This is a genomic window from Sphingobium subterraneum (genome assembly GCF_014199435.1).
Classification (GTDB): domain Bacteria; phylum Pseudomonadota; class Alphaproteobacteria; order Sphingomonadales; family Sphingomonadaceae; genus Sphingobium; species Sphingobium subterraneum.
The window spans coordinates 1,135,344-1,152,327 of sequence record NZ_JACIJP010000001.1 but is presented as its reverse complement, the minus strand read 5'-3'; the positions used below and the strand labels follow the sequence as shown (position 1 = coordinate 1,152,327).

The window sequence follows — 16,984 nt, the reverse complement described above, 5'->3', positions numbered from 1 at the left end:
TGCGCAGCGGCGGCTGCGCACGCTCCTGGTGTGATGCCATAGAATTCTTGTAGGACTATCAGAAATGGATGTTTTGGAAGCGATTGCTTCTCGCGTTTCGGCCGTTCGCCTAGGCGATCCCGGACCGACGGATGAACAAATGGATATCATTCTCAAGGCGGCGGTCAGGGCTCCGGATCATGGTCGTCTGGCGCCATGGCGGCTGACCGTCATCGAGGGTGCCGCACGGGAAAAGCTGGGCCAGGCCTATGTCAATCTGAAGCGGAGACTGAGCCCCGATCAGCCGTCGTTCGATCAGGGTAAGGAACTGATGAAGGCCTTTCGGGCACCCACCATCATCGCGGTCGGCGTCAGCATTCAGGAAGATCACAAGGTTCCGGCGGTCGAACAGATTGTCGCAGCGGGCGCTGCGGTGCAGAATATGTTTCTGGCCGCGCACGCTCTCGGGCTGGGAGCGATGTGGAAGACCGGCGATCTGGCCTATGACGACAATATGAAGTCGCTCCTCGGCCTTAAGGCCAGCGACGCGATCGTAGCGCTCCTGTTCGTGGGCACTCCGCCGAAACTGCCCCCGGCACCGGTTGCGGAGCTGAAGGGCTGCGTATCGTGGCTGTAATCACGATTGCGGGCCAGGGCGACGCCGGATCTTTGGATCATGGATGCCGTCAACGCTGCCTGCGGTCCGGCCAATGAACAATGAAATGCGCCTCCTGAAGCGTGCGATGTTCTCGCCTTGCTTCCTTGGTCGCTTGAAACAATCTGGAGACGGAAACAATGTCTGCACATGCTGAGGCGAATGCGCTTCCCAGTCCGTTCAGGCTGGACGGAATGGTGGCGGTTATCACCGGAGCGAGCCAGAATATCGGCGCGGCCACGGCGCGGCTCTTTGCCGCAGCAGGCTGCAACCTCGTTCTGACGGCGCGCAAACTCGAACCTTTGACGGTCGTTGCCGATGAGATCCGCAGCACGAGCAGCGTGCAGGTTCTTGCACTAGCGTCGGATATCACCAACGGCGCGGATCGAGCCGAGCTTGTTCGCAAGAGTTTGGAAACGTTCGGGAAAGTCGATATTCTTGTCAACAACGCCTATGCGGGCAGCTCCTTTTTGCGGGATGATGGCGGGAAGACTGCAGCGTCCTTGGGCACGATCGACCAGGATCTCGATGTCTGGGAAGCCGGGTTTCAGGGCAATGTCCTCGGCCCGTGCGATCTCGTCCGGGGATTTGCTCCCGGCATGATAGAGGCGGGTTCGGGGTCGATCATCAACGTGTTGTCCACTGCGGCTTTCAAACCGGTGCACGGACAGGGCGCCTATGGCGTAACCAAGGCGGCGATGGGGATGATGACACGCTATCTCGCGCAGGACCTCGGTCCGGCCATAAGAGTGAACGCGTTTTGCCCGGGGACGATTTTCGAACCCGGTGCGCCCGTGAGCGAGCGCCGCCGGAACGTCCTTAGTTCCATTCCGCTGGGACGGTTTGGCGTGGCGGACGAATGTGCCGCCGCCGCCCTCTATCTTGCCTCCCCGGCATCAAGTTTTACGACGGGTCAGACCATCTTCGTGGATGGCGGCAATATCAATGTGGGGATGACCGGACGGACGGTACGTCCAGCCGCCTAACGTTTTGCCGCCCCATACATATACGTCCAGGAGCGTTTTATCAGTTATCATTATTATTATTGCGCCGCCCAAGAGGCAATAGTCCGTTGCAGCATCCGCTTTGTTGTGCAGTCGTCGCGTGCTGACCGAATGCATGCCCTTGACCTCAGAGCGTCACACCATTGGAAACAGCGTCCGTGAGCAGAAACCGCCGCCCTCTTCGGTCCATAAGCCTCAACCTCAAGGAGGGGGACAGCATCGATGAACTGCGGACCGCTTATCTTTCGAAAGCGGATGCCGTTACGCACGAGCTGGAAGACCATTGTCCGGACCGGTTCAAGGCTGTTGCCCGAAAGAACATCCGACAGGTCATCGACGAGCACGGAATGGAAAAGCCGACGCTGGTCCGGGTGAGTACGACCGATAATCCGAACTTGCTCGCTGACCTCGAAGCGATCGTGTCCGAAAATCTTTACGGCATCATGCTGCCGAAGGTGCGCGACGAGGAGGATATTCTCAAGGCGGATTATCTGTTGACGCTGATGGAGAAGCGCGCGGGACTGGAAGTGGGGCGCATCTGCATCATGCCCCTGCCGGAAACCGCGCAGGGGCATCGCCGCGCCTACCACATCGTCGATGCTTCGGAGCGTGTGGAATATATGGTTTCGGCAACGAACACGAATGGCGATCCGGCGAGATCTATCGGCTATCAGTGGACCCGAGAGTGCACGGAGACCCTGTATATTCGGCAGAAGGTCGTTCTGGATACGCGCGCTGCGGGCATGCAGTGGCCGGTATGCTGCAACTGGAATGCGATGGATGACCGGGAAGGGCTGGAAAATTACCTGATCCAGAATCGTCAGATCGGCTATTTCGGCAGTATTTGCAGCCCCGAGCCGAGCTACATTGATACCGTCAACCGGATCTTCACGCCGCCCCAGGATGAAATCGATTCCTGGGGAGAAATCGTCGCGCTGCAGGAGCAATATGACGACGATGTCAAGATCGACGGCAAGTGGTATGCCCGCAACAGGTCAAAATGGGGGCGTCTTCGTCTGGATCTTGCTGCGGCTTACGGTGTCTACCCCCGTCCGGATCGCCCGAAGATGAAGGTCGAACAGGTGGGAGGCATCATGAAGGCGGCCGAGGCAGAGGCGATCGGCAATGCGGGAATGACTGGCGATTAATGGCAAAACCGTCAAATCAGGAAGTGTGTCTGAGAATAAGGCTGTAACGATATGGATAGTGTGCAAACTCTGACCCCCGAAGCGCGCAAACGCGAGCAAATCTCTGATCTTGGTCCGGGCGCTCATCAATGTTGGTATCCTGTCGCCCTTTCGGCAAACCTTGCCAAAGGGCAGGTGATCGGCACGGACCTGGCGGACGGGCGGATCGTGATCTACCGGGGCGAGGATGGCGCCGCGCGTGCCATGTCGGCTTTTTGCAAACATATGGGCGCTGACCTGAGCGCGGGTGGTGATGTGGTCGGGAACGACATCCGGTGTCCATATCACCATTGGGCCTATACCGATGGAGGGCGTTGCAGCAACATTCCGTCGGGTGATGCAATTCCGCGCGGGTCAAACCTGGTAGACCTTCCGTTGCGGGAAGAACTGGGGCTGATCTGGGTATTCTTCGGCGAGACGCCTCTTTACGATTTGCCCGGGTTCGACGAATTCGATGACGAAAAGCACGTATACCGCGCTTTCGAAATCGAGCTGAAGAGCAAGCTCCTCGTCGATCCCTGGATCTTTACCACCAATGTTTTCGACGTTGTCCATAACCGCGTGGTTCATGGGTTGAACATTGCCGACCCAACGATTGAGGATGTCAATCCTTTCCTCCGGCGGATGACATGGGACGCGGCTCACACGGGCGAAAAGGCAACCGGAGACTGGCGTCCGGACATTGAGGTGTTTGGTACCAACAGCATCCGGACCAGGAGCGTCATGGATGGCCGACTGAAATGGTACATCGCCGCCATGACGCCCTGTGGCCGTCAGGGCACGCGGGAGTTCTTTACGATTATCACGACCAAGGACGAGGAAAGCGAAGAACGTCTCGACAAGTGGCAGGCCATGCACAACCGCTTCGTGAACGAAGATCTTCCGATCCTCAACAACATGCGAACCGGCGATCTCCGTCTGGTTGCGGCGGACCGGGCAATGGGCCGCTTCATTCAGGCGGCGCGCGAATATCCGCGCACGTCACTGGACGCGATGGAGACCGCCGCGAACCGCAAGCGATCCTGATCTCCTATCTGCCTCGATTGAGCTTAGCCCGACCCGGCAAAGATGCCGACGGGCGGATCGAAATCGAGACAGGCAGCCGTCCACAGTTTTCCTTATGTTTATGGGTTGCCCGAAATGTATGATCTTATAATACGCAACGGTGTGGTGATCGACGGCTCCGGAGCGAGCGGATACCGCGCCGACGTGGCGATACAGGATGGTCGTATCGCGGCCATTGGACAGATTTCGGGTACGGCCAGCCGCTATCTCGACGCGGATGGGCAGGTCGTGACGCCGGGCTTTATCGACGGTCATACCCATCTCGATGCACAGATGTTCTGGGATCCGCTCGGTTCGTCCTCCTGCTGGCAAGGCATCACGACGGCGGTCATGGGCAATTGCGGCTTCACGCTCGCGCCAAGCTCGAAGTCGCGGCGCGGGCTTGTGGTGCGAAACCTCGAGCGCGCCGAAGACATCTCCGGTGCCGCAATGGAAGCGGGCATCGACTGGCGCTGGACAACATTTCGGGAATATCTGGACGTCGTGGATTCACTTCCCAAAGGCATCAACTACGCGTCAAATATCGGCCATTCGGCGCTGCGTACCTTTGTCATGGGCGAGGCAGCCTTCGAGCGTGAGTCGAACGAGGATGAGTTCACGCTGATGCGGCGGGAACTCGACGATGCGCTCTCGGCTGGCGCGATCGGTTTCACGACGTCACGCGGAGAGGGGCACAATACGTCCGACGATCGTCCGGTCGCGTCGCGGCTGGCGAACTGGGACGAAGTGCGCGGTCTTGTTATGGCGGCGGGGCAGCATAAGGAGCGCATTTTCGAGTTCGCACCACCGAGCGTCTCGCGCTTTGGCGATCTGGAGACGCGCCGCCGGTTTCACAACGAGATTTTGAACCTGTCCGCCGCGAGCGGCGTGACGATCACCTGGGGCCTCATTCCCCTTCCGGAAGTGACGGCCGAGGAACTTCCGCTTCTCGACCGCGCGGCGGCGTCGGGAGCGAAGCTGATCGGCCAGTCGCACAGCCGTGGGATCTATCTGCTCTATTCCTTCCTGACCGACACGCCCTATGACTGGTTGCCGGAATGGAAAGAAATCCGGTCCTTGCCGCTCGCGCAGCAGCGCGAGATGTTGCAGAAACCCGATGTCCGGAGCCGGTTGGTGGCCGCAGCAAAAAATGCGGTGTTCCCCAAGGCAATCTCGTCCGATAGCCCGCGTCCACCGGATTTCTCGAAGCTCGTGATATGGCAGAGCCCGTTGCCGCCCAATCCGGTGGTCCAGGACGTTGCGGCGGAGCGCGGTGTACACCCCATCGAGTTGATGATCGACCTTGCCGTCGAAACGAACATGCAGCAATTCTTCTATCAGCCGGGAATGGACTGGTCGATGGACTCCATCGTGGAGGCCATGCGCCACGAGCACTGCGTGATGACCTTCTCCGACGCCGGGGCGCACGTGACGCAGCAGGAATGCTCGCTGCAGACCTATCTGCTCGCCCATTGGGTGCGGCAGCGGCAGGAATTCACGTTGGAGGAAGCCGTCCGCATGATCACGCTGGCGCCTGCAAAGGCCTGGGGTTTTCACGATCGCGGTTTGCTCCGCGAAGGTATGGCGGCCGATATCAACGTGTTCGATCCGGCGTTGATTACGCCCACCCTTCCCAACCTGCTGCACGATCTGCCCACGGGCGCGCCGCGGCTCGAATCCAGGGCGACGGGGATCCTTGCCACGATCGTCGGAGGCGAAATCACGATTCAGAACGGTGAACACACCGGCGCGTTGCCGGGACGTCTGCTGCGCCGCCTGAACTAGCCGGTATACGCCTTGAAAAGAACAACTGCCCGGGAGAAGCATCGGTGAAAGAGTTGGCGGGAAAAATTGCCGTAATCACGGGTGCCGGAAGCGGCATCGGGCTGGGGATGGCGCGGGCGTTCGCTGGCGCAGGCATGCATGTCGTCATCGCCGACATCGAGCTGGAGGCTGCCGAAAAGGCGGCACGAGAACTGAACGGCACCGCGCTCAGGGTGGATGTCACCAAGCCTGAGGACGTCGCCGCGCTGGCCGATGAGGTTTATCGGCGGTTCGGCGCCGTGCACCTGCTGTGCAACAACGCAGGCGTGGCCGTCGGCGGGTTGATGTCGGACATGACCTATGATGACTGGCGCTGGGTGGTGTCGGTCAATGTTCTCGGCGTCTCCAACTGCCTCACCGCTTTTCTGCCCCGGATGAAAGCCCAGGATGGCGAAGCGCATATCGTTAATACCGGATCGGTCGCCGGGCTGGTTTCGGTCCCGAAAATGGGGATCTATGCAGCCACGAAATACGCCGTGGTGGCGATGTCCGAAGCGCTCCGTGTCGAGCTGGAACCGGACAATATCGGTGTAACGGTCGTCTGCCCGGGGTCGGTCCGCACCCGCATTCTCGAGGCGCACCGAAATCGGCCGGCAGACCTCAAGGACACCAACGTTGCGCCCCCGGCCACGTTTTCCGATCCGGTGGGGACGATCGATCCGGACCAGATGGGGCTGCAGATCCGCGATGCGGTCATCGCCAATCAAATGTATCTCGTGCCGCTGACGGAGGACAACAAGGTCTTCATTCCCATGATCAAGAACCGTTTCGATGCGATCCTGGAGGCGTTGCCGTGAGCCGCTATCGCGGCTTCGAGCGCTTCCTGATCGGCTCGCAGTGGGTCGAGCCAAGCGGAACCGATGTGCATGTCGTGGTCAGCCCCGGCAGCGGACAGGAAATCGGCACCGTCCGGCTGGCCGGCCAGACCGACATCGACAAGGCCGTGGATGCAGCCTATCGCGCCCATGAGAGCCGGATCTGGGTCGATCTGCCGATCGAACAGAAGGCCGAAAAAATCCGCGCCGCCCGGGCATATTGCGAAGGCCAGATCGATCGGCTGGTGGAACTGAGCGCGAACGAGCTGGGTATGCCGGTGCGGCAGAGCAGGGGGCGGCATCAGGCCGCGTTGACGTTCTTCGATCAGGCGATCGAACATGCGCGCGCATTCGCACAACCCGAGCTCAGGCTCGATCCCCTCACGCAGCGGTCCGGCCTGATCAGCCGCGAGCCGGTGGGCGTGGTAGCGGCGATTACCCCGTTCAATGGTCCTTTCTCGATGGGCATCAACAAGGCTGCAAATGCGTTGATGGCGGGTTGTCCGGTGATTCTGAAGCCTTCGCCGGAAGGCGCGCTCCACACCGAAGTGCTTGCGGAGGCGTTTGCTGCGGCGGATTTCCCTGCTGGCGTCATCAGTGTTTTGCCCGGCGGTCGCGATGCCGGTAGTCGGCTGGTGGCGCATCCCCATGTCGGCATGGTCACCTTCACCGGTTCGACGGTGGGCGGCCGCGCGATTGCGAAAAGTTGCGCGGAAAACTTCACGCGGTCGAGCCTTGAGCTGGGCGGCAAATCGGCTGCGATCATTTGCGCCGACGCCGATCTCGACACGGTGATGACCTATCTGCCGATCGGCAGCTTCGGTAATGCCGGCCAGGTCTGTGTCACCCTTTCGCGCATCTACGTGCACCGGTCCTTGTTCGACACGCTTGTCGAGCGTCTCCGGCTGGCGGTCGAGCAGCTTGTCGCTGGCGACCCCGCCGATCAGGACACCACCCATGGGCCGATCATCTCGCGTTCTCAACTCGACCGGATCAACGGCATGGTGCAGGCGGCCATCAAGGATGGGGCAAAGGTCGTGACGGGCGGGTCGATCCTCGATCGACCGGGCTTCTATTTCGCGCCGACCATCCTGACAAACGTGACCAATTCCATGCCGATCGTTCAGGAAGAGGTTTTCGGGCCGGTTGCCGTGATGTTGCCGTTTGACGATGATGACGAGGCGGTTCGGCTCGCCAACGACAGCCATTTCGGATTGCATGGCGCCATTTTCACGCGCGACATCGAGCGCGGAATCGATCTCGCCAAGCGCGTCAAGACCGGTACGCTCGCGCTCAATGGCTATGGCATGACCAGTAATGGACCGTTCGGCGGCACGAAATGGTCCGGATGGGGCCGGGAATTCGGTCCGGAGGGCATGGATGATTTCTTCGAACTGAAAAACACCTCTCTCGATGCAGCGGCCGCGGCGTGGTGGGAGTCTCGACGGTCGGTGACCGCCGCATAGGGGGGTACGCCTGCGCCGTCGATCCGCGACCTCTCGGTATGCAGTGGCCGAACAGTTTCGCCAAGGAGTGTGCGTTGACCAAACTGGTACTCGAAAGCCGCGTCGCCGATATCGCCACGATAACGTTCAATCGCCCTGAGGCGCGCAATGCGTTGAATGAGGAAATGCTGTGCGCGCTGCCTGACATCGCACGACGCCTCGCGGCGGATCGCGACATTCGGGCGGTCATCGTGACGGGCGCCGGGGGCGCTTTTTGCGCAGGCGGCGACGTGAAAGACATGGTGGAAGACGAGCGCGCGCATGCGGGCGAAGACTTCGAGAAGCGCGTCGACGCGATACGCGAGCAGATGGAGTTCAGCCGGTTGCTCCATGAGATGCCAAAACCTACCCTGGCGGTCATCTCGGGTTCGGCTGCCGGTGCCGGTCTTTCGATCGCTCTTGCCTGCGACTATCGAATCGCGGCGAGCGACGCCAAACTGACCACCGCTTTTTCCAAGGTTGCGTTAAGTGGCGATTTTGGCGGAAGCTTTTTTCTGCCCCGCATCGTCGGATCGGCCAAGGCCCGGGAGCTGTATTTCACCGCCGATGTGCTCAGCGGTGACGAGGCGGCGGAGCTCGGTATCGTCAACCGGTCAGTGCCCGCCGAGAAGCTCGCGGAGGAGGCTGACCGACTTGCGCGAAGCCTGGCGGATCTTCCCACGGTGGCTGTGGGGCATATGAAGAGAAACCTCAATCTCGGGGAGCATGGGACGCTTGCCCAGGTGATGGATAGCGAAGCCCTGTACCTGATCCGGAGCATGATGACGGACGACCACAAGGTCGCCTCGCGCGCCTTCGTGGAGAAACGAACGGGAAAATTCAGCGGAACGTGACGTCGCCGTCAGGACGCATCACGCCGAGCGAAGAATCGTTTTACATGCTCAATAAGGCCAAGCGCCGTCTCGTCCATATAGCCGCCTTTCCGGCTCAGGATCGTGACCGGTTCCTCGACGGAAATGTCGCCGACCGGCAGAATGGCAAGGCGTCCGGCGCGAATTTCCTTCTCCACATTGTCTCTGGGGTTGAGGCCGATACCGAAACCGCCCTCGATCAGATTCTTTTGCGCCGTAATGTCGCTGACCGGCATGACGGACATGGACCGCAGCCCGAGTCTGGACACCGTCTTTCGCAGACCGCCGTCGGCCTCGTTAAGGGCCGTGGGAGAACCAATCCAGGTTTCTTCCTCAAGATCCTCCGGTGTGATACGCGAAACGCCGAGCAGGCGGTGGGTTGGCGAACAGATCACAACCATCGTTTGAACGCCGATGGGTGTCGAGATCAGGTGAGGATAGGACACGTCCCCGTAACGCAGTCCCAGCGTTGCTTCGCGCCGTTGGACCAGTTCGCTGATCACGCTACTGCTTCCGGCGCGTAACGAGAGCCGGAAGTTGCGATCCCGGCCATATTGATACAAGGCGCCCAGCAGCCGCGGCTGGCACATGGCACCGGATATGGCGAGCGTGAGGGCGAGAGTGCTGCCTTGTTTGATGGCGTGGACCGCCGCCAGGATATCCTGCAAATTAGAGAGTGCGGCCTCGCTGAGCGGAAGAATTGCCCGCCCCGCTTCGGTCAGGACCGCACGACCCCGGCGGCGCTCGACAACCGGCGTTCCAATCTCTTCCTCGAATGCGGAAATGCGTCGGCTGAACCCTGGTTGTGACAGGTTCAGCAGGCGTGCAGCCTGCGTGAAGCTGCCGGTTCGTTCGAGGGCGATAAACGCCTCGAGCGCGGCCTGATCCATGATGCGCATCCTGCATGAAGAAACTACGCATCATATATAAAGCGTATGTACGCAAAGCAATGATTTACCGACATTCCTCTGCCGCGTGCGGCAGAGGCGAGGCTTCTGATCCGATGATCTCAGTGGAGCGATGAGGTTCACCATCACACGCGAGGCTCGACGGGCAGTCGGCGGAGAGGAGTTCGCTGACCGGCGTAGACCGTCAGGCCGGGACTATCGCGAGAGCAACCTTCGCGTTGTATTTGCCTTTGCTCCCGGCGGCCGACCGGGGGGCTTTCACAGCCTCATCCGCTGGGCGCGCCCGCGTCATGGCGCGGTCGATCCAATCGCCGAACTTCCCGTTCGCACCCGCCGCGAGCCAGGATTGTTGCGCGGCCACCAGGCATCCGAATGCGGCAGCGATGAGCGCCCGGAGGACCGGATCGTCACCGGAGCGCGGCAACCGCGATGCGCCTGCCTGTTCGATCGCAGCCATGACGATCGCCTGCTGGATCTGCTGAAGCTTCTGCAGATAGCTGGCGAAAAGGGCCGGAGTGGAAAATATGATGCCGAGAATCGCCTTGGCGACGTCATGCTCCTGGGGGTTGTCCTCGAGGGGGACGAGTAGATCGAACATGCGCCTCAGAGAATCCCACACCGGTTCATGAGCCGGGCGGGTACGGAAGATTTCCAGCATCTCCTCGGCAACAAACTCGAACTTCCCGATGATGAGTTCTTCCTTGCTGGGGAAGTACCGGAATACGCTGCGCTGCGACAAGCCAACAGCCGACGCGATGTCCTCAATCGTCGTCTGCTCATATCCGCGCGCCAGAAACAGCGCGTTGGCCGCCTCAGTTATCTCTTTTTGTACCGCGCGACGGGTGCGCTCCCTCAGGCCGACTTGGCTCATTTTCACAGCAGATCCCTAACACTAATTGTTCTTTTTGGCAGTAAGCACAAAGCTGCCAAACAATGTCACAATCAGCATAGCGTGTCGTGTTATAAAAAGAAACAATATATGACGCAGTGCGGCGTACAGGCGCTCTCACGATGCATCGTCCGCATAATGTCCGCTGCCGAATGGCATCCGCGCGCCGGACGCGCAGACAGGTTCAGGGTCGTGTCAGATGGCTATGTCCGCGCCCTCGCGGCTTCCAGCCTTGGCAACGACACGCCAAAGGTGTTCGCCATGAAGTCATCGTAAAACTGCACGATTTCCTGCGGCTTTGTATGCCCTGCCGCCATAGCCTGGAGACTGGGATTGGACCGGAAGGCAAGGGGTAGCAACGATGAGAGCAGCCAGGCGGGCATAATTCGAAAGGGTGTAAGCTCGGCCTGCTTGCGAATGTCGACACCGCGTGCGGTCAGAACCTTCGAGGCCTCACGCACATTGTAGATCGCCTGCTTGGCATGATGCGAATTGGTCATGACCTCTGTCATCGACCCGGCTCGCAGAACTTGTGCCGACAGGCCCGCGTGGTTTGCGAAATGCGTCCACAGGAATCCACGGAAATCCCGATTTTCCTGCACAACGAACCCAGCGTCGCTGAAGAGTTTTCGAACGTCGCGCTCGCGCGGGCTAGGCTCTGTGCCGAATGTGCCGAACGTCATGTTCTTCAGGAAGCCGCCGCGAAGGACACCCTGATCGCTGACGCCGCCGCCAGCCGAGGGGAAACCCCAGGCAAGCTGGTCCTGCGGCAGGCTCGCGGCGGCCTTCTGCGGATCGCCCCAGAAGTTCGTGCAGATGAGGATGGTGGCTTGGCTGGCGCGTGTCGCAAGGAAAGTCGCCACCGATTCGAACTGCTGCTCATGCACGCTCACGAAGATGAGGCCGTAATCGTGGTCAGCGGGCAAATCTTCCCGCAGGCTCGGCCGCCACGATCCCGTAACATGGCGATCAGCCTTCTTTTGGCGGGGATCGTAAATGTCCAGAGTCAGCTCTGCCGGAAGCTGCGCAATCCGACCGGGCCGGACATAGAAATCGACGGTGTGACCTGCCTTTTCCAGCGCCCAGCCATAAAGCGATGAGACCGCGCCGCGTCCAAACATCAAAATTTTCATGGGCCAACCTCGCTGATGCGTCACATCCGTGGTCGGCAATTCGATCCCACGTGACATTCTATGACAAAGAAGTCAGCCTCTAACTGATGGGCGTAAGGGGGTCAAGATCAGGAGCGCGCGCACGGGGTCGCGAGCGCGCCAATCGCCTTTTCCCGTTGCCCCAAATCGGGGTGCCCCGCGACTAACCACGATGGTTGCTCCGAGCGCAACGGGTCGGCGAATTACACGTCTGGCCGCATCGTCTCTAATTGACCAGAGTGACATTGAATGCCATGTATGGCACATAAAGTCGGCTCGACGGCATATGTCGCCCCTGGGTGGGGAGCCTGCGGACCTTCCACTCGGTAAACGGAGACCGGATATGGAACTCAATGTAGACGGCACAATCCACGTGGTGGATGTGGAGGCAGACATGCCTCTGCTCTGGGTGCTGCGCGACGAGCTGAAACTCAAGGGCACCAAGTACGGATGTGGCGCGGGCCTGTGTGGCGCATGCACCGTCCATATCAAGGGCGAGGCGGTTCGTTCCTGTTCGATCAGCGCCGGTGACGCGCAAAATGCGCCGATCACGACGATCAATGGCCTTGGAACCCCGGCCGCGCGCCACGCGGTGCAAGCGGCGTGGATCGAGCATCAGGTCGCTCAATGCGGCTATTGCCAGTCGGGACAAATCATGACGGCGGCGGCGTTCCTTGCGAAAACACCCAATCCTACGGATGCGGAAATCGACGACGCGATGTCGGGTAATCTCTGCCGGTGCGGAACGTACCCGCGGATCCGCGCGGCCGTTAAGGCTGCGGCGACAACCCTCTCAGGGAACTGAAGATGGACACGGCAACCACACCGGAACCGTCGAGCCCAAAGACGCGCAGCAAGGCCAGAACGATTGGGCGCCGCGCGTTCCTGGTAAGTTCGGTTGTCATCGCGGGCGGCGTGGCGTTTGGCTATTACACGGTCAAGAAACCGCACCTCAATCCATTGCGGGATCAGCTTGGCCCTGATGAAGCGACGTTCAATCCCTGGGTCAAAATATCGCCCAAGGGAATCACACTTATCACGCCACATGCCGATATCGGCCAGGGGGTTGCGTCCATGCAGGCCGCGCTGATCGCGGAAGAGATGGACCTGGATTTCGGCCAGTTTGAAATTTCGCAGGGCACGCCCAGCGCCGCCTATTACAACACTGCACTTGCTGGCGAAACGGTCCCATTCCTCAGAAATGATCATGGTATCGTGGCGGAATCGGTGCGCACCATTGCTGATGCGATGGTGAAGGTCATGGGGATGCAATCGACCGGCGGATCCAGCTCCACGATTGACAGTTTCGTGAAGCTTCGCACCGCAGGCGCGGTGGCACGCGAAACGTTGAAGGAGGCGGCGTTTAAGCGCACCGGTATTCCCGTCAGGGATTTGCGGACCGCGAGCGGGGCAGTCATTCTCCCTGACGCGACCAAAATACCCTATACGCAGCTCGCGGGGGATGCCGCCAAGCTGTCTCCCGTCACCGATGTTGTTCTGCGCGATCCCTCGCAATGGCGGCTGATCGGCAAGAAGATGGAGCGCCTCGACATCGTTCCCAAATCGACGGGTACCCTGACGTACGGGATCGATCTCGATTTCAAGGGAATGCTCTACGCGGCAGTCAAGGTAAGCCCGCGTATCGGCGCGGCCCGGCTCGGCTATGATGCCAGCAAGGCAAAGGCGATGCGTGGCGTGAAAGCGATCCTCGAAATCCCGAACGGCGTGGCGGTCATTGCGGACAATACCTGGCGCGCATTTCAAGCCGCCGACGCGATTACGTTCACATGGGGCAAGGCCCCCTATCCGCCGGATCAGGACGCGCATTGGGCCGAAGTCGGGCGGTCCTTCACGAAAGAACGACTCGACAAGGAATGGCGTCACGAGGGTGATGTCGATCGCGCGCTCAGCGGAGCCAAGGTGATCGAGGCCGAATATCGCGCGCCTTATGTCGCGCATCAGCCGCTCGAACCCCTGTCCGCGGTTATCAAGGTGACGGATGGCCGCGCTGATCTCTGGACAGCCAGCCAGGCACCTGGCATCGCGCAGCAAAAGGCGGCTGAGGTTACAGGTCTGCCGCTTGAGAACGTCCATGTGTACAATCAGTACGCCGGCGGCAGCTTCGGCCACCGCCTTGAATTCGATCACGTCAAGCTCGCAGCAGAAATCGGTCGTCAGATGAAGGGGCAGGTCATAAAAATGACCTTCTCCCGCGAAGAGGACTTCACCCACGATTATCCGCGCCAGATTGCAATGGCCCGTCCGCGCGGCACGGTAAAGAACGGGCGTGTGGAGACGTGTGACCTGCACATCGCCGCTGTTTCGGCCGCGCGCTCCTATATGTCACGCCTGGGAACGAGCATCCCGGGCGCCGATCTGATGTTGGCAGCGGGCGCCTGGGATCTGCCTTACAAGATCCCCAATTTCCGTGTCACCACCTACGCTGTGCCGGAACTTGCGCCGGTCAGTTCCTGGCGGTCGGTTGGTCCGTCGACATCAGCGTTTTTCGCGGATTGTTTTCTGGACGAACTGATCCATGCCGCGGGTGCCGACCCGATGGAAGAACGGCTGCGGCTTACCGACGATCCCGAAGCGCGCAGGGTGTTGGAAACGGTCGCGCGCATGTCGAACTGGGGTTCCTCTCTGGGGCCAAATCGGGGCCGAGGTGTTGCCTTCGCGACGACGCTCGGGACGCCCGTGGCCGAAGTGGTGGAAGTATGGAACACGCCCGACGGGATACAGATCGAGAAGGTTTACGTTGCGGCGGAAGTCGGCCGCATCGTCGATCCCGTCAATTTCGAGAATCATGTGCAGGGTGGTGTCGTGTGGGGCCTGGGACATGCCATGAACTGTGAGATCACGTACGCGGATGGGATGATCCAGCAGCCCAATTATCATGTCCATGAGGCTATGCGGCTCCGGCAGTGTCCCGAAATCATCGTGAAGGGGATCGAAACCAGTGCGGAAATCCGCGGCATCGGGGAACCCCCGGTTCCGCCTGCGGCCCCCGCGCTGGCCAATGCGATCTTTGCCGCGACCGGCAAGCGCATTCGCGAGATGCCATTCAATAAACACATAAATTTTGTCTGATTTCTAGAGGTGGAAAGAGTGGGGTGCCGATCGGTCGCTTCCGCCTGTTGTCCACGAATGATGGGAACTGACCGTTGGCGCGGCAGCGTGCGAGCATTTCGCAGCGGGTATTGCGGACGGCATAAGGGAGGGACGTTATGACGAAGCATGTGGCGGTAACAGGGGCCGCCGGGGTGTTGGGTAAGGCCGTGGTGGAAGCGCTGGCGAACGAAGGCTGGACCGTCGCAGCGATCGATCTCGCGCCGCTTTCGGGGGGAGCGGCGACGCTCAATCTGGGCGGTGTGGACCTGACGCATGAGGCTGCGATGCGGGATGCCTGCGCGGCAGTGGAGGCCGCGTTCGGGTCGCTGGAGGGACTTGTTAATGTGGCAGGCGGTTTTCGCTGGGAACCCGTTGGCGGGGGAGACTTGGCGACGTGGGACAAGCTGTACGCCATGAACCTGCGCACCGCGCTTATCGCATCCAGCGCGGCGCTGCCGCTCCTTCAGAAAGCGGGTGGAGCGATCGTCAACATCGGTGCGGCCGCTTCCCAGAAGGCGGCTATGGGTATGGGCGCTTACGCCGCTTCCAAGGCGGGCGTTTCGCGGTTGACCGAGGCTCTGGCCGACGAGATGAAGGACAAGGGCGTTCGCGTGAACGCTGTCTTGCCCAGTATCATCGATACGCCCGCCAACCGTGCTGACATGCCGGATGCCGATTTCGATCGCTGGGTGACGCCAGCGGCGCTGGCGAATGTCATCGCCTTTCTGCTTTCCGACGCCGCCGCTGCGGTAACCGGTGCGCTGGTGCCGGTGACGGGCAGGGTCTGATCCTGTCCCGTTCCGGCTCAACGATGGGGCAGGTGCCGTTCGTTGTCAGGCACCGACGCGTTCGAATATGGCGGTGATGCCCTGACCACCGCCAATGCACATTGTCTCGATCCCGTAGCGCGCTTCGCGCCGGTTCATCTCGCGCAACAATGTCGCCAGAATCCGTCCACCGGTCGCGCCGACGGGATGCCCCAGCGAGATGCCCGACCCGTTGACGTTCATGCGCTCGAAATCCGATGTGTCGAAGCGCCATTCCCGCGTGCACGCGAGCACCTGCGCGGCGAAGGCTTCGTTCAGTTCGATCAGGTCGATGTCACGCATGCTCAATTGCGCCCTGGCGAGGGCCTTCTCGGTCGAGGGGACCGGTCCAATGCCCATCCGGCTGGGCTCGACACCGGCGACGGCCCAGGAAACAAGCCGGGCGAACGGTTGAAGCCCGTGACGTTCCGCCATTGCGCGGCTGCAGACAATCGATGCGGAGGCGCCATCGTTTTGCCCGCTGGCATTGCCCGCGGTCACGGTCGCGTCGGGATCTACGCCGCCGCGGATAGGCTTCAGCGCAGCGAGCGTCTCGAGTGTCGTGTCGGCGCGGGGATGCTCATCCGTGTCGATCCTTGTCGAGCCGCGCCGGGTGCGCACGTCGATAGGGATGATTTCGTCGGCAAAGCGACCGGCCTGCTGTGCCCGCGTCGCTCGCATCTGCGATTCCAGTGCGAAGGCGTCCTGCTCCTCGCGCGTGATCGAGTATTCACGACGGAGATTTTCGGCCGTTTCCAGCATGCCGCCTGGCACCGGGTAGCGCTCGCCGCCTGCCGTTACGCGGCCGCGCGCCAGCGCATCGACGAAAGTGATCCCGTCGCCCTTAACGCCCCAGCGCGAACCGGTGTTGTAGAAGGGCGCGTTACTCATCGATTCCGCGCCACCGGCGATCACCAGATCCGAGGCGCCGGTCGCAACCTGCATCACCGCATAAATGACCGCCTGAAGGCCGGAGCCGCAGCGCCTGTCGATTTGCAGACCGCCCACGCCGATCGGCAGGCCTGCATTCAACGCAACGACGCGACCCACCGCAGGAGCATCCATGGTGGGATAGCATTGGGCGAAAAGAACGTCGTCGACCGTCGCGCCGGGCAGCCCTGTTCGCTCCAGCAGGCCGGATAGGACGGCGCTACCAAGATCTGCGGCCGAGAGATCCTTGAATACGCCGCCGAAGCGTCCGACAGCTGTTCTTACCGGTTCACAAATCCAGACTTCTGTCACGTATCGTCTCCTC

General features: G+C 60.8%; 15 protein-coding genes. 11 read left to right on the top strand and 4 right to left on the bottom strand.

Features of this window, described 5'->3' with window-relative positions:
• Positions 1-64: 64 nt before the first annotated feature.
• From FHS92_RS05565 to FHS92_RS05530, 8 genes are all read left to right on the top strand, one after another.
• A complete protein-coding gene (locus tag FHS92_RS05565; RefSeq protein ID WP_281377748.1) occupies positions 65-616 on the top strand; it encodes a nitroreductase family protein in 552 nt (183 codons plus the stop codon).
• A gap of 158 nt (positions 617-774) precedes the next feature.
• A complete protein-coding gene (locus FHS92_RS05560) occupies positions 775-1,620 on the top strand; it encodes an SDR family NAD(P)-dependent oxidoreductase (RefSeq protein WP_184078227.1) in 846 nt (281 codons plus the stop codon).
• A 176-nt stretch (positions 1,621-1,796) separates the two neighbouring features.
• The gene (locus tag FHS92_RS05555) at positions 1,797-2,786 is read left to right on the top strand and encodes an aldolase/citrate lyase family protein (RefSeq protein WP_184078225.1); all 990 of its coding nucleotides are present in this window, start codon (positions 1,797-1,799) and stop codon (positions 2,784-2,786) included.
• A 51-nt stretch (positions 2,787-2,837) separates the two neighbouring features.
• The gene (locus FHS92_RS05550; RefSeq protein ID WP_184078223.1) at positions 2,838-3,851 is read left to right on the top strand and encodes an aromatic ring-hydroxylating oxygenase subunit alpha; all 1,014 of its coding nucleotides are present in this window, start codon (positions 2,838-2,840) and stop codon (positions 3,849-3,851) included.
• Between the two features lie 114 nt (positions 3,852-3,965).
• Positions 3,966-5,654, top strand: coding sequence for an N-acyl-D-amino-acid deacylase family protein (locus FHS92_RS05545; RefSeq protein ID WP_184078850.1), 1,689 nt, complete (start codon positions 3,966-3,968; stop codon positions 5,652-5,654).
• 44 nt (positions 5,655-5,698) lie between these two features.
• Entirely contained in the window at positions 5,699-6,490 is a 792-nt protein-coding gene (locus tag FHS92_RS05540; RefSeq protein ID WP_184078222.1) for an SDR family NAD(P)-dependent oxidoreductase, read from the top strand.
• Positions 6,487-7,974: an aldehyde dehydrogenase family protein gene (locus FHS92_RS05535; protein ID WP_184078220.1), complete on the top strand. Its 1,488-nt coding sequence runs from the start codon at positions 6,487-6,489 to the stop codon at positions 7,972-7,974. The genes FHS92_RS05540 and FHS92_RS05535 overlap by 4 nt, the downstream gene beginning before the upstream one ends.
• Positions 7,975-8,048: 74 nt before the next feature.
• The gene (locus FHS92_RS05530) at positions 8,049-8,846 is read left to right on the top strand and encodes an enoyl-CoA hydratase-related protein (protein ID WP_246351767.1); all 798 of its coding nucleotides are present in this window, start codon (positions 8,049-8,051) and stop codon (positions 8,844-8,846) included.
• An 8-nt stretch (positions 8,847-8,854) separates the two neighbouring features.
• On the opposite strand, the gene FHS92_RS05525 is transcribed toward FHS92_RS05530, so the two are convergent.
• From FHS92_RS05525 to FHS92_RS05515, 3 genes are all read right to left on the bottom strand, one after another.
• Positions 8,855-9,754 carry a LysR family transcriptional regulator gene (locus tag FHS92_RS05525; RefSeq protein ID WP_184078216.1) on the bottom strand — a complete coding sequence of 300 codons (900 nt, stop codon included), beginning with the start codon at positions 9,752-9,754 and terminating at the stop codon, positions 8,855-8,857.
• A 202-nt stretch (positions 9,755-9,956) separates the two neighbouring features.
• Positions 9,957-10,643 (bottom strand): TetR/AcrR family transcriptional regulator, encoded by a 687-nt coding sequence (locus FHS92_RS05520; protein ID WP_184078214.1) that lies wholly within the window; start codon positions 10,641-10,643, stop codon positions 9,957-9,959.
• A gap of 221 nt (positions 10,644-10,864) precedes the next feature.
• Positions 10,865-11,794, bottom strand: a complete 930-nt coding sequence (locus FHS92_RS05515; protein WP_184078212.1) for a ketopantoate reductase family protein — start codon at positions 11,792-11,794, stop codon at positions 10,865-10,867.
• Positions 11,795-12,155: 361 nt separating this feature from the next.
• Here FHS92_RS05515 and FHS92_RS05510 point away from each other — a divergent pair, with 361 nt between their 5' ends.
• The 3 genes from FHS92_RS05510 to FHS92_RS05500 all read left to right on the top strand — a co-directional run bounded on the left by FHS92_RS05510 (position 12,156) and on the right by FHS92_RS05500 (position 15,711).
• Complete coding sequence (locus FHS92_RS05510) at positions 12,156-12,617, top strand: (2Fe-2S)-binding protein (RefSeq protein ID WP_184078210.1); 462 nt, start codon at positions 12,156-12,158, stop codon at positions 12,615-12,617.
• Between the two features lie 2 nt (positions 12,618-12,619).
• Positions 12,620-14,902, top strand: coding sequence for a xanthine dehydrogenase family protein molybdopterin-binding subunit (locus tag FHS92_RS05505; RefSeq protein WP_184078208.1), 2,283 nt, complete (start codon positions 12,620-12,622; stop codon positions 14,900-14,902).
• A gap of 137 nt (positions 14,903-15,039) precedes the next feature.
• A complete protein-coding gene (locus FHS92_RS05500) occupies positions 15,040-15,711 on the top strand; it encodes an SDR family NAD(P)-dependent oxidoreductase (RefSeq protein ID WP_184078206.1) in 672 nt (223 codons plus the stop codon).
• Positions 15,712-15,756: 45 nt separating this feature from the next.
• On the opposite strand, the gene FHS92_RS05495 is transcribed toward FHS92_RS05500, so the two are convergent.
• Positions 15,757-16,971 (bottom strand): acetyl-CoA C-acetyltransferase, encoded by a 1,215-nt coding sequence (locus FHS92_RS05495; protein ID WP_184078204.1) that lies wholly within the window; start codon positions 16,969-16,971, stop codon positions 15,757-15,759.
• Positions 16,972-16,984: the final 13 nt, after the last annotated feature.

Bases quoted from the DNA above. Each gene is read 5' to 3' on its own strand.
- FHS92_RS05565 (WP_281377748.1), top strand. From the start codon at position 65: ATGGATGTTTTGGAAGCGATTGCTTCTCGCGTTTCGGCCGTTCGCCTA.
- FHS92_RS05560 (WP_184078227.1), top strand. From the start codon at position 775: ATGTCTGCACATGCTGAGGCGAATGCGCTTCCCAGTCCGTTCAGGCTG.
- FHS92_RS05550 (WP_184078223.1), top strand. From the start codon at position 2,838: ATGGATAGTGTGCAAACTCTGACCCCCGAAGCGCGCAAACGCGAGCAA.
- FHS92_RS05545 (WP_184078850.1), top strand. From the start codon at position 3,966: ATGTATGATCTTATAATACGCAACGGTGTGGTGATCGACGGCTCCGGA.
- FHS92_RS05525 (WP_184078216.1), bottom strand. From the start codon at position 9,754: ATGGATCAGGCCGCGCTCGAGGCGTTTATCGCCCTCGAACGAACCGGC.
- FHS92_RS05520 (WP_184078214.1), bottom strand. From the start codon at position 10,643: ATGAGCCAAGTCGGCCTGAGGGAGCGCACCCGTCGCGCGGTACAAAAA.
- FHS92_RS05515 (WP_184078212.1), bottom strand. From the start codon at position 11,794: ATGAAAATTTTGATGTTTGGACGCGGCGCGGTCTCATCGCTTTATGGC.
- FHS92_RS05510 (WP_184078210.1), top strand. From the start codon at position 12,156: ATGGAACTCAATGTAGACGGCACAATCCACGTGGTGGATGTGGAGGCA.
- FHS92_RS05505 (WP_184078208.1), top strand. From the start codon at position 12,620: ATGGACACGGCAACCACACCGGAACCGTCGAGCCCAAAGACGCGCAGC.
- FHS92_RS05500 (WP_184078206.1), top strand. From the start codon at position 15,040: ATGACGAAGCATGTGGCGGTAACAGGGGCCGCCGGGGTGTTGGGTAAG.